The following is a 12,453-nucleotide window of genomic DNA, read 5'->3' as shown; positions in this document are numbered from 1 at the left end:
CGTGAACCCCCGAAAATGCGGTGATTCTCGGGGCCATGCGCCGGCGACATCGTTTCGCCGCATAGGACAGGCATGGGGTCGGCTGCAGCGCGCAGGCGTTCGGAGGACGCGCGGCGCTGTCGTGCCGACAAATTGGGGCGGGAAATTGGAAGGTAAGATGAGGAAATACCTGTTTTCGGCAGGATTGGCGCTTCTGGTGGCGGCGAGCTCGGTTTCGGTCACGGCTGTTGTACAGCCGGCTTTCGCCGCGGAGATCAAATATGTCGTCAACGGCATACCGATCACCACCGGCGACATCGCGCACCGCGCCGCCTTCTTCAAGCTCCAACATAAGAAAGGCGATGCCGCGCAGGAGATGATCGATCAGACGCTGCGGCTGGCCGAGGCCAAGCGGCTCGGCATCCGCATCACCGATGAGCAGGTCGACGCCGCCTACCAGCGCTTCGCCTCGGGCAACAAGATGCCGCTGGCCAAGCTCGACGCGATCATGAGCCAGTCGGGCGTCACCAAGGAACACTTCAAGGAATTCATCCGCGCCCAGATGGCCTGGAACCAGGCGCTCAGCGCGCGCTACCGCTCCGGCGAGGGCGGCTCGGTGACCGAGCAGGACGCCGTGCGGCGCATGCTCGACAAGGGCGGCAGCAAGCCGACGGCGACGGAGTACATGCTGCAGCAGGTGATCTTCGTGGTGCCGGCATCGGAGCGTGCCGCCACGCTCGCCAAGCGCAAGCGCGAGGCCGACGCCATGCGTGCCCGCTTCAGCGGCTGCAACACCACGCGCGAATTCGCCAAGGGTCTGATCGACGTCACCGTGCGCGATCTCGGCCGGGTGCTGGCGCCGCAATTGCCGACCGACTGGGCCGAGCAGATCAAGGCCACCAAGGTCGGCGGCGCGACACCGACCCGTGAGACCGAACGCGGCGTCGAATTCATCGGCATCTGCTCCTCGCGCGAGGTTTCCGACGACAAGGCCGCGCAGATGGTGTTCCAGGCCGAGGGCACCAACGACAAGGACGCCGACGAGCTCAGCAAGAAATATGTCGCCGAGTTGCGCCAAAAGGCCAAGATCGTCGAACGCTAGAGCCGGAGACATAGGTCGGACCAGCCTCAATCCGTCTCCCAAATCCGAGAAATGGAGCATGATGTCGTCCGAAAACCGCAGCACATTTCTCGGCGTCATGCTCTGAGCGACAAGCATGCGATACCGCAGTCAGCCCACCCCATGAGCCCGCGCAAGACCGATGCGCCGCTGGCGCTCAGCGTCGGCGACCCTTCGGGCATCGGACCCGAGATCGCCATCGCCGCCTGGCAGGCGGGCGACAGCGCCGGGGTTCCGCCCTTCTATCTGCTGGCCGACCCGGCCCTGATCAAAGCCCGCGCCCGCCTTGTCGGCGCAAATGTGACGGTTGCCGAGACCTTGCCCGGACAGGCCGCGCGTCATTTTGCCCGTGTGCTCCCCGTCGTGCCGCTCCATGCGCGTCATGTCGACAGCCCGGGAGAGCCGGATCCGACCAATGCCGCCGGCACCATCGAGGCGATCGACCGGGCCGTCGCCGACTGTCTCGCCGGCAGCGCCGCCGCGGTGGTCACCTGTCCGATCGCCAAGAAGCCGCTTTACGATGCGGGATTCGGCTTTCCCGGTCACACCGAATATCTGGCGCATCTGGCTTCGCGCCACACCGGCAAGGAGGTCACGCCGGTGATGCTGCTGGCCGGACCCGATCTGCGCACCGTTCCGGTGACCATCCATATCCCCCTGGCCGAAGTGCCGAAGGTGCTCACCACGGAGCTGATCGTCGCCGTCGCGCGCATCACCGCCGCCGATCTCAAGAGCCGCTTCGGCATCGCGCGGCCGCGGCTTGCGATCGCCGGGCTCAACCCGCATGCCGGCGAAGGCGGCGCCATGGGCCAGGAGGATGCCGCAGTCGTCGCGCCGGCCGTCGAGGCGCTGAAGGGGGAAGGCATCGACGCGGTTGGGCCGCTGCCGGCCGACACGATGTTTCATCCACGCGCGCGCGCCACCTATGATGCGGCGCTGTGCATGTATCACGACCAGGCGCTGATTCCGGCCAAGACCTTGGCCTTCGACGAGGCGGTCAATGTGACGCTGGGCCTGCCCTTCATCCGCACCTCGCCGGATCACGGCACCGCCTTCGATATCGCCGGCAGGGGCATTGCCCGCGCCGAGAGCCTGATCGCGGCGCTCAGGCTGGCGCGCCGGCTGGCCGACAGCGATCGCCAAGCCGCGGCCGCGTGAGGACGCCTTGAACGAGCGCATGACGATCGACGGGTTGCCACCGTTGCGCGCGGTGATCGAGCGGCATGGACTCCAGGCCAAGAAGGCGCTCGGGCAGAATTTCCTGCTCGACCTCAACCTGACAAGCAAGATCGCCCGCGCCGCCGGCGATCTCAGCGAGGCGACCGTGATCGAGGTCGGTCCCGGCCCGGGCGGGCTGACGCGGGCGCTGCTGTTCAACGGCGCGCGGCGCGTGATCGCCATCGAGCGCGACGAGCGCTGCCTCGAAGCGCTGGCCGAGGTTTCCAGCCACTATCCCGGTCGCCTGGAGGTCATTCCCGGCGATGCGCTGAAAACGGATTTTGCCGCGCTTGCCGGTACGGCGAATGGCGGGCCGGTGAAGATCGCCGCCAACCTGCCCTACAATATCGGCACCGAGCTTCTGATCCGCTGGCTGACGGTCAACGACTGGCCGCCCTTCTACCAGTCGATGACGCTGATGTTCCAGCGCGAGGTGGCGGAGCGCATCACGGCGGGTCCAGCCAGCGACGCCTATGGCCGGCTCGGCGTACTGGCCGGCTGGCGCACCGAGGCGAGGATCGCCTTCGACGTGCCGCCGCAGGCTTTCACGCCGCCGCCCAAGGTCACCTCCTCCGTCGTGCATCTGGTGCCGCGCCCGTCTCCCCTGCCCGTCGACGGCAAGAAGCTCGGCCGTGTCACCGAGGCGGCCTTCGGCCAGCGCCGCAAGATGCTGAGGCAAAGCGTGAAGAGCCTGGGCGGCGAGGCTTTGCTGACACGGGCCGGCATCGACCCGACGCGGCGGGCGGAAACGCTGAGCGTGGAAGAGTTTGTCCGGCTGACGAACGCGGTGTAGCTGCGCCCTTCCCTTCTCCCCTTGCGGGAGAAGGTGTCGCCGAGGGCGACGGACGAGGGGTGCTCCAGGGAAAGCAAACGTCTCACTCCGCTGGAACACCCCTCATCCGTCTCGGCGCTATCGCGCCGATCCACCTTCTCCCACAAGGGGAGAAGGGAAAAGCTACTCCGTCTTCTCGTCCAGCAATCCCGAGATGAAGTCGAACAGGCCAGGCCGCCTGTCGCGGCGCAGACGCTCGGCGGCAACGATGGCGCGGACCTCGGCGAAGGCGCGGTCGAGATCGTCGTTGACGATGACGAAGTCGTATTCTTTCCAATGCTCGATCTCCAGGCGAGCGTTCTTCAGCCTGGTCTCGATGACGGATTCCTGGTCCTCGGCGCGTCGCTTCAGGCGCGCCTTCAATTCCTTCATCGACGGCGGCAGGATGAAGATCGAGACGATGTCGGCGCGCATCTTCTCCTTGAGCTGCTGGGCGCCCTGCCAGTCGATGTCGAACAGCATGTCGCGGCCTTCGGCCAGCGCGATTTCCGCTGGCTCGCGCGGCGTCGCATAGCAATTGCCGTGCACCTCGGCCCATTCGAGCAGCGCGTCGGAATCGCGCAGCCGCTCGAAGTCGCGCATGGAGCGGAAATGATAGTGGACGCCTTCGATCTCCGAACCGCGGCGCGGCCTTGTCGTGACGGAGACCGAAAGCTCGAGGCTTGGATCGCTCTCCAGAAGGTTGCGCGCGATCGTCGACTTGCCGGCGCCCGACGGCGACGACAGCACCAGCATCAATCCGCGGCGGCGGATGCGGGATCCCAGATCCCTGGCAGCCGTCGGTTCCTTGGCAACCATTCCCGTCACTCCAGATTCTGGACCTGTTCGCGAAACTGGTCGACCACCGCCTTGAGCTCCAGCCCGATCGCGGTGACCGCGGCGGCGTTCGACTTGGAGCACAAGGTATTCGATTCGCGATTGAATTCCTGCGCCAGAAAATCGAGCTTGCGGCCGATCGCACCGCCGCCTTTGAGCAGCGTCCGCGCCGAAGCGACATGCGTCTTCAGCCGGTCGATCTCCTCGCGGATGTCGGCCTTGGTGGCGAGGAAGGCCGCCTCCTGATGCAGCCGGACGGCATCGAGATTGGCCGAGGCATCCATCAACAGGCGTACCTGCTCCGTGATGCGCTCGCGGATTGCCGCCGGCTCCCGCGACGGATCGGCTTCGGCCTTCAGCGTCAACGCCTCGATCGCGTCGATATGGCCGGAAAGCAGCGCGCCAAGTGCCGCGCCCTCGCCTTGCCGCGCCTGTTCCAGCCCGGCGAGCGCTGCCTCGAGCGCCGACAGGATCGCGGCGTCAAGAGCGGCGCGCTCCTCCTCGGTCTCCATCGCCTCGGGAATGTCGAGCACGCCGCGCAGCGAGAGCAGGCCGTCGGCGGTGGCGGGCTCGGTGCCGAACTGCTCCTGCAAGCGCTTCGCCAGTCCCGCCAGATCCTTGAGGAACGCCTCGTTAACCACCGGCTGGGCTTGCCTGGCAGCAGCGCGGCCGACGGTCAATGTCGCCTGGAAATTGCCGCGCGCGAAACGCTTCTGAACAGTCTGCCGGACAGAGGTCTCCAGCCGGTCGAAACCCTGCGGCAACCTCAGCCGAACCTCGGCGCTCTTGCCGTTCACCGATTTCACCTCCCAGGCGATCGAGGTGCCCTCGCTCTCGGCGGCGGACCGCGCGAAACCGGTCATGCTTTGCAGGTTCATTGTGCCTGTCATCCCCTGTCGCAGGCCAACGCAAGCGGCCCGGCGCTACACGCCCTAGAGCGTTTCACCGTTTCACGGAAACGGCGAACCACTCTATCTCTTTGTTTTTACGCAATTCCGGACGGAAAACCGCTCACACTTTTCCTGGAATTGCTCTAAAAATCGCCGGACGATCGGCCGGCGCCCCCTCAAAACATGAATATGGCGTCGCGTCAAAGGACGCGTGCGGCATGCTTATTGAGCCGCGTCGCCGCCCGCGTCGCCGTTTTCGCCGCTGTCGCCATTGTCGCCGGCGTCGCCGCCTTCGGGAGCGGCCGGGGCCGTCGTCTGGCCGGAAGCCTTGGCGGCGGCGTCCGCCTGCTTCTTCTGCAGCGTCCGATAGCGGGCGACATTCTGGTTGTGCTCTTCCAGCGTCGCGGCAAAGACGTGGCCGCCATTGCCGTCGGCAACGAAATAGAGATCGCTGGTCTTCGATGGATTGGCGACCGCTTCGAGCGCCGCGCGGCCCGGGTTGGCGATCGGCGTCGGCGGCAGGCCCTTGACCAGATAGGTGTTGTAGGGCGTCTGCTTGTCGAGGTCTGACTGATAGATCGGCCGGTCGGCGGGTTTGCCCTTGCCGCCGAACAGGCCGTAGATGATGGTCGGGTCGGATTGCAGCCGCATGCCCTTGGCCAGCCGGTTGAGGAAGACGGCGGCAACGCGCGAGCGTTCGTCGCTCCGGCCCGTTTCCTTTTCCACGATCGACGCCAGCGTGACGAAATCATCGATGTTGGCGATCGGCAGGTCGGGCGCGCGGTGCGACCAGACGTCCTCGACCAGCTTCTTCTGATCGGCGACAAGCTTGTCGATCATCTGCTGGCGGGTGTCGCCGCGGGTGAAGCGCAACGTGTCGGTGGCGATGCTGCCCTCGGGCGGCAAGGTCGCCGGCATGTCGCCGGTGAGCGCCTCCTGATCGGCCATGCGCTGCAATGCCTGCTGGACCGTCAGCCCCTCGGGAATGGTGAGCGAGTACATCACCGACTTGCCGCTCTTGAAGAGCTCCATGATGTCGCGCATCGAGGCGCGCGGCTTGATGGCGTATTCACCGGCCTTCAGCGCCGATTCATTGCCGGTGGCGCGCACGCCGAGCCGGAAGATGCGGGCATCGCTGATCAGGCTGCGGCGTTCGAGCTGATCGGCGATCTCCTGCACGCCGGTGTTGGGCTTGATCATGAAGGTGTCGCCATTGGCGGACGGGCCGGGCTCGACGAATGCCTGCATGCCGAAATAGAGCGCGGCCCCCGAGGCCAGCACGAGAAGGATCGCAATGGACAGGAAGAAATTCAGGAACACCACGACCTGGCTGCGCGAGGCGCGCGAGCGCTTCGACGGCGGCGGCGTGCCGGCTTCCGGACGCAACGCCTCGGCCGCGGTCTTCGGCACGATCGGGCCCTTCGCGCCTTGCCGCCCGAATTCCCCGTCGCTCGGATTAGTGTTCATGACGCCCTGCCGTCTGATCTTGCAATGAATCCCCCGGCGCAAGGCTAGGGGCGAATTTGGCAAAAATGACGGCAGTTGGCGGACTGCCGATTAGCTGTCTGTCTCGGCGCAATGCCGGGTGGAACCGTGCACTCCTCCCGGGGCCGCTCCGGTTGCTGCTCAGCCGTTGTAACGCTGGAACACGAGCGATGCGTTGGTGCCGCCGAAACCGAAGGAATTCGACAGCGCGACGTCGATCTGGCGCTGGCGCGGCTTGTTCGGCACGAGATCGATCGCTGTCTCGCGTTCCGGATTGTCGAGATTGATGGTGGCGGGGGCGATGTTGTCGCGGATGGCAAGGATCGAGAAGATCGCTTCCGCGGCGCCCGCGGCGCCCAGCAGATGGCCGACCGACGACTTGGTCGACGACATCGAGATCTTCGAGGCGGCATTGCCGACCAGGCGCTCGACCGCGCCAAGCTCGATCGTGTCGGCCATGGTCGAAGTGCCATGGGCATTGATGTAATCGACATCGGCCGGGGAAAGCTTCGCCCGGTTCAGCGCCGCCGTCATGCAGCGGAAGGCGCCGTCGCCGTCCTCGGCCGGGGCGGTGATGTGGTAGGCGTCGCCGGTCAGTCCGTAGCCGGTGACTTCGGCATAGATCTTGGCGCCGCGCGCCTTGGCGTGCTCGAGCTCTTCCAGCACGACGACGCCGGCGCCCTCGCCCATGACGAAGCCGTCACGGTCGCGGTCATAGGGACGCGAGGCGGTCTCCGGCGCATCGTTGCGGTCGGTGGAGAGCGCGCGGCAGGCGGCGAAGCCCGCGATCGACAGCCGGGTAACCGGCGCCTCGGCGCCGCCCGCCACCATGACGTCGGCATCGCCCCACATGATCAGCCGGGCCGCGTCGCCGATGGCGTGCGCGCCGGTGGAGCAGGCGGTGACTACCGCGTGGTTCGGGCCTTTCAAGCCGTGACGGATGGAGACCTGGCCAGAGACCAGGTTGATGATCTGCCCGGGGATGAAGAACGGGCTGATGCGGCGCGGGCCGCGATCCTTGAGGATCATCGCGTTTTCGGCGATGCCGTCGATGCCGCCGATGCCTGAGCCGATCAGCACGCCGGTGGCGCACTGATCCTCATGCGTCTCAGGCTTCCAGCCGGAATCGGCCAGCGCCTCGTCGGCGGCCGCGATGCCGTAAAGAATGAAGTCGCCGATCTTGCGCAATTCCTTCGGCTCGAGCACGGCCTCCGGATTGAAGGTGCCATTCGAGCCGTCGCCGCGCGGGATGATGTGGGCGATCTTGCAGGCAAGATCGTCCACCTGGAACTCGGTGACGCGGCGGCAGGCGCTGCGGCCGGAAAGCAATTCCCGCCAGCTATGCTCGACGCCCATGCCAAACGGCGAAAGCAGGCCAAGGCCCGTGACGACGACACGCCTCATCGCAGGTCCTCCCCGATTATGCCTGCGAAAGAACTCAGGCCGAGGCCTTGTCGATGTACTTCACGGCGTCGCCGACGGTGAGGATGGTCTCGGCGGCATCGTCCGGAATCTCGACGCCGAACTCTTCTTCGAACGCCATGACGAGTTCGACCGTGTCGAGGCTGTCCGCGCCCAGGTCGTCGATGAAGCTCGCCTGCTCCGTCACCTTGTCGGCATCGACGCCGAGATGCTCGATGACGATCTTCTTGACGCGCTCTGCGGTGTCACTCATTTGGGCAATCCTCGTCTTATGTTTGTCGATCTTCGTTAGCGGGCGGAATGCCGCTAATCAAGCTGAAAGATGGTCTTGCGGGCAACGCAACGCCACAGGACCGGTTTTTGCCCGAACCGCCGGGTTGCGGGCCGCATTACACGAAAAATGCCGGGCGTCCAAGCCGAAATGGCTGTTTTCACAGGCGTCCGGGCTTGGCCGCCGGGGTGTGTCGAGATTCAGGTCAGGCCGAGCCGAAAATGGTGGCTTTCGAGAACCGGAGCGGAGCGGACATCGAGTCCGTGAGCACCGGAAGCGCAGAAAGCCACCGTTTGCAGGCCGGCATCACCTGAATATCGACATGCCCTAGATCATTGCCATGCCGCCATTCACGTGAATGGTCTGGCCGGTGACATAAGCCGCCTCATTGGAAGCGAGGTAGGCAACCGCGCACGCGACCTCGGCGCTGGTGCCCATGCGCCTTATCGGGATGGCGGCCATGATCGTCTCTTTCTGCTTGTCGTTGAGCTTGTCGGTCATGGCCGATTCGATGAAGCCCGGGGCGACGCAGTTGACGGTGATGTTGCGGGTGGCGATCTCCTGCGCCAGCGACTTGGAAAAGCCGATCATGCCGGCCTTGGAGGCGCAGTAATTGGTCTGGCCGGGATTGCCCGTGACGCCGACCACCGAGGTGATGTTGATGATGCGGCCACGGCGGCGGCGCATCATCGGATGGGTCAGCTCGCGGGTGAGCCGGAACACGGCGGTGAGGTTGACCTCGATCACGCTGTCCCAGTCGGCATCCGACATGCGCACGAACAGGCCGTCCTTGGTGATGCCGGCATTGTTGACCAGGATATCGACGCCTTCGAGATCCGCTTCCGCTTTCTGGCCGAGCGCCTTCACCGCGTCGCGGTCGGTCAAATCCGCCGGAAACAGTTTTACGCGGTCGCCGAGCTCACCTGCCAACGCTTCCAGCTTCTCCACGCGCGTGCCGTGCAGGCCGACGATGGCGCCCTGGCTGTGCAGCACCCTGGCGATCGCCTCGCCGATGCCTCCCGATGCGCCTGTGACGAGCGCCTTGCGGCCGGTCAGTTCGAACATTTTTCTCTCCTGATCTCAGAGGGGCACCCTTGGCACAGGTGCCGTCAAATCGCCAGCCTGTCAGGCGAGCGCCGCCAGCGCCGCCTCTACCTCCGCCGCCGTGCCGATGGCACCGGTGGCGATGTCGCGGTTGATGCGGCGCGCCAGGCCCGACAGCACCTTGCCGGCGCCGACCTCGTAAAGCGTGGCGACACCATTGGCGCCGAACCATTCCACCGTCTCGCGCCAGCGCACGCGGCCGGTCACCTGGTGGACCAGCCGGCGGGCGATCTCGTCCGGGTCGCTGGTCGGCGTCACCGTCACGTTCGAGACGACCGGGACCACCGGCGCCTGCTTTTCCACGCTCGCCAGCGCCTCGCGCATGATGTCGGCCGCCGGCGCCATCAACGCCGAGTGGAAGGGGGCCGAAACCTGCAGCATCAGCGCCCGCTTGGCGCCCTTTTCGGTGCACAGCTTCGCCGCCAGCTCGACCGCCGCTTTGGCGCCTGAAATCACCAGCTGGCCGCCGCCATTGTCGTTGGCGACCTGGCAGACGGAGCCCTTGGCCGCTTCCGCGCATGCCGCTTCGACATCGGCATGTTCGAGGCCGATGATCGCGGCCATGGCGCCCTCGCCCGCCGGCACCGCCGCCTGCATGGCGTTGCCGCGGGTCCTGAGCAGCCGCGCCGCGTCGCCGACCGAAACAAAGCCGGCTGCGGCAAGCGCGGAATATTCGCCCAGCGAATGGCCGGCCACATAGGCCACCTTGTCCTTCAGCGACAAGCCGCGCGCTTCGAGCGCCCGCATCGCCGCCAGCGACACCGCCATCAGCGCCGGCTGGGCGTTGGCGGTCAGCGTCAGCGTCTCTTCCGGGCCTTCCCAGATCAGTTTCGACAGGTTTTCGCCGAGCGCGGCGTCCACTTCCTCGAAGACGCGGCGCGCTTCCGGGAATTGATCGGCGAGGTCCTTGCCCATGCCGACGGCCTGGCTGCCCTGTCCCGGAAAGGTGAATGCGACGGCCATTTTGGTCTCTCCAGAGGCTGGTTTTTCCCTGCCTCTGGCGCAAGGCGGACGGCCAAGTCAAGCCCGCGGGCATACCTTTAACCCGTCTTTCAGCCCGAAAACCCGACTGACTCCCTGTTCCAAAAGGCTTTTTGGCGATCACACCTGATGAAAACCGCTCACGTTTGGTTTGCTGGCTCTTCTTATTTCCGCCACAGGCGCTAGCTTTGCGTGACACTTTGATGACAGAGCCGTGACGCGCGTGGAAGGCGTGTTGCAAGGGCCCGGGGGAGTTTAGTGGCAAGGATCAGGAAAGGCGCGGCCAAGCCCGTGCCGCAATTTTTGGAAGACGATCCGTCCACCGGCTACCTGCCGGGGCGACCCTGGCCGACTGTACGCTACGGTCTGGCGACGCTTCTTGCCGCCGCCCTGCTCGTCTTCGCGATCGAATGGATCGTGCGCGGCGATTTCTTCGGCACGGTCGATTTCTTCCTGCAGCCCTTCAAGCCGGGCTGGACCACCATCATCGTCTTCGCGTTGGTGCTGGTCGGGCTGGACGCCGTGATTGGCCGCAGCCACCAGAGCCTGATGATCGTGGCGCCGCTGACGCTGGCGCTCGCCTTTGTCGGTCACCAGAAATCGCATTATCTCGGCGATCCGCTCTATCCGACCGATTTCCTGTTTGCCCGCCAGATCATGGCGCTGATGCCGCTTTTGGTGCGCGAACGGCCATGGACGGCCATCATGCTGGCCGCGGCAATCGTCGGCGGGCTGGCGCTGCTGGTCTATGGCTGGCGGGCCTGGCGCCGGCGGGTGCCGATCCTCAGCCGCAAGGGCCGCCTGGCGCGGCTGGCGCTGGCCGTGCCGCTGCTCGCCTTCTTCGTCTCGATCATGGACTACGCCACCTTCTCGTGGACGCGCGACCGGCTGCAGATCATCCCGATCATGTGGGACCAGAAGGAAAACTACGCCTCGAACGGTTTTGCGCTGGCCTTCGCGATGAATGTGCCGATGGCGCATGTCTCGGCGCCGCCCGGTTATTCCGAAAAGGCGATGGCCGCGATCCAGCGCACCGACGTCGCTGCTTCGGTGCCGGCCGACAAGCCGGATATCGTCGTGGTGATGAGCGAATCCTTCTGGGATCCGACGCGACTGCCTGGCGTCACCATCAAGCCCGACCCGATACCGACCGTGCGCGCCTTGCGCTCCGGCTCGATGTTCTCGCCCGAGTTCGGCGGCATGACCGCCAATATCGAATTCGAGGCGCTGACCGGCTTCTCCAACGCCTTCCTGCCGGCCGGCTCGATCCCCTACCAGCAATATGTGCGCACCCCGACGCCCTCGCTGGCGACCTTCCTGAAGAGCGAGGGCTACCGGGCGCGCGCCATCCATCCCGGCACCAACTGGTTCTGGAACCGCGGCGCCGTCTATGCCGATTTCGGCTTCAGCGATTTCCGTTCCGAGGAGACGCTGCCGCCGATGGAAAAGCGCGGGCCGCTGGCGTCCGACGCGGCGATGACCGATGAGATCATCCGCGAGGCCGACGCCAGCGACGATCCGGTGTTCCTGTTCGCCGTCAGCCTGCAGAACCATGGCCCTTACGAGCCCTACCGCTATTACAATCCGACGCATTCGGTCGAGGCGCCGATCAGTTCCTGGGCGCGGGAATCGCTGCTTTCCTACGCCGAGGGCTCGGCCGACGCCGACCATGGCCTGCAGCGGCTGATCGACTGGGCGAAGAAGCGTGAGCGGCCGACCATCATCGCCTTCTTCGGCGACCACCTGCCGCCGCTCGGACCCGTCTATGTCGAGACCGGCTTCCTCAAGGACAATGTCGCGCCGCGCAAGGAGCCTAGCGACGCCGCGCTCGAGCACCACGACACGCCATTGGTGATCTGGTCGAACCGCTCCGGTCCGGTGCAGAACGTGGGCGCGGTGAGCCCGGCCTTCCTGCCCTACCACATCCTGACCACGGCCGGCATCACGCATCCGTACTACACCGGCTTCCTCGGCGCGCTGCGCGAACATTACCGGGTGGTCGACCGCAACCTGCTCCTGTCGCCCGAGGGCGAAGCGACGCCGGACTGGGCGCGGCAGAAGCAGATAGATCCGAAGATCAACGATTTCCGGCTCATCCAGTATGACATGATGTTCGGCAAACGCCTCTCGGCGCCCGACTTCTTCCCCGAGACGGTGAACAAGCTCGTCGCGCATACGAGCTGAGATCGGCCACCATTCCGCAGGCGTCGGAGAAATCAGGCCCTGCGGCATTGTGGAATCCTGGATCCTGGCTGCCGGCCTTGCGTTCCCGCGAAATTGCTATATAGACGCCCGCAATCTGCCGGTCCTTGCTGGGGGCTGAACGGAGGGCCGT

The 12,453-nt window shown here is 65.7% G+C and carries 11 protein-coding genes; 4 read left to right on the top strand and 7 right to left on the bottom strand.

The window, feature by feature from the left end:
• Positions 1-157: 157 nt before the first annotated feature.
• The 3 genes from EJ068_RS26525 to rsmA all read left to right on the top strand — a co-directional run bounded on the left by EJ068_RS26525 (position 158) and on the right by rsmA (position 3,110).
• Entirely contained in the window at positions 158-1,081 is a 924-nt protein-coding gene (locus EJ068_RS26525) for a peptidylprolyl isomerase (protein ID WP_126078243.1), read from the top strand.
• A 141-nt stretch (positions 1,082-1,222) separates the two neighbouring features.
• A complete protein-coding gene (gene pdxA, locus EJ068_RS26520) occupies positions 1,223-2,257 on the top strand; it encodes a 4-hydroxythreonine-4-phosphate dehydrogenase PdxA (protein WP_127253903.1) in 1,035 nt (344 codons plus the stop codon).
• Positions 2,258-2,276: 19 nt separating this feature from the next.
• Positions 2,277-3,110, top strand: coding sequence for a 16S rRNA (adenine(1518)-N(6)/adenine(1519)-N(6))-dimethyltransferase RsmA (rsmA, locus tag EJ068_RS26515; RefSeq protein ID WP_126083455.1), 834 nt, complete (start codon positions 2,277-2,279; stop codon positions 3,108-3,110).
• Between the two features lie 162 nt (positions 3,111-3,272).
• Here the strand turns inward: rsmA and gmk are convergent, their stop codons facing one another.
• The 7 genes from gmk to fabD all read right to left on the bottom strand — a co-directional run bounded on the left by gmk (position 3,273) and on the right by fabD (position 10,100).
• Positions 3,273-3,947, bottom strand: a complete 675-nt coding sequence (gene gmk, locus EJ068_RS26510; protein WP_126061838.1) for a guanylate kinase — start codon at positions 3,945-3,947, stop codon at positions 3,273-3,275.
• A 5-nt stretch (positions 3,948-3,952) separates the two neighbouring features.
• Positions 3,953-4,843, bottom strand: coding sequence for a YicC/YloC family endoribonuclease (locus tag EJ068_RS26505; RefSeq protein ID WP_126078245.1), 891 nt, complete (start codon positions 4,841-4,843; stop codon positions 3,953-3,955).
• A gap of 234 nt (positions 4,844-5,077) precedes the next feature.
• Entirely contained in the window at positions 5,078-6,322 is a 1,245-nt protein-coding gene (gene mltG, locus EJ068_RS26500) for an endolytic transglycosylase MltG (RefSeq protein ID WP_127251702.1), read from the bottom strand.
• Between the two features lie 159 nt (positions 6,323-6,481).
• Positions 6,482-7,744: a beta-ketoacyl-ACP synthase II gene (fabF, locus tag EJ068_RS26495; protein ID WP_127251701.1), complete on the bottom strand. Its 1,263-nt coding sequence runs from the start codon at positions 7,742-7,744 to the stop codon at positions 6,482-6,484.
• Between the two features lie 34 nt (positions 7,745-7,778).
• Positions 7,779-8,015, bottom strand: coding sequence for an acyl carrier protein (locus EJ068_RS26490; RefSeq protein ID WP_006203723.1), 237 nt, complete (start codon positions 8,013-8,015; stop codon positions 7,779-7,781).
• 345 nt (positions 8,016-8,360) lie between these two features.
• On the bottom strand, positions 8,361-9,098 hold the full coding sequence (gene fabG / locus EJ068_RS26485) for a 3-oxoacyl-[acyl-carrier-protein] reductase (RefSeq protein WP_129554928.1): 738 nt from the start codon (positions 9,096-9,098) through the stop codon (positions 8,361-8,363).
• A 60-nt stretch (positions 9,099-9,158) separates the two neighbouring features.
• Positions 9,159-10,100: an ACP S-malonyltransferase gene (gene fabD, locus EJ068_RS26480; RefSeq protein WP_127251699.1), complete on the bottom strand. Its 942-nt coding sequence runs from the start codon at positions 10,098-10,100 to the stop codon at positions 9,159-9,161.
• Between the two features lie 276 nt (positions 10,101-10,376).
• Between fabD and EJ068_RS26475 the strand changes: the two genes are divergently transcribed.
• The gene (locus tag EJ068_RS26475) at positions 10,377-12,302 is read left to right on the top strand and encodes an LTA synthase family protein (protein ID WP_127251698.1); all 1,926 of its coding nucleotides are present in this window, start codon (positions 10,377-10,379) and stop codon (positions 12,300-12,302) included.
• Positions 12,303-12,453: the final 151 nt, after the last annotated feature.

Origin of the sequence: Mesorhizobium sp. M2A.F.Ca.ET.043.02.1.1, from assembly GCF_003952405.1 — a bacterium.
Classification (GTDB): Bacteria; Pseudomonadota; Alphaproteobacteria; order Rhizobiales; family Rhizobiaceae; genus Mesorhizobium.
The sequence above is the reverse complement of the archived record's forward strand: the minus strand, read 5'-3'. Positions and strand labels throughout refer to the sequence as shown.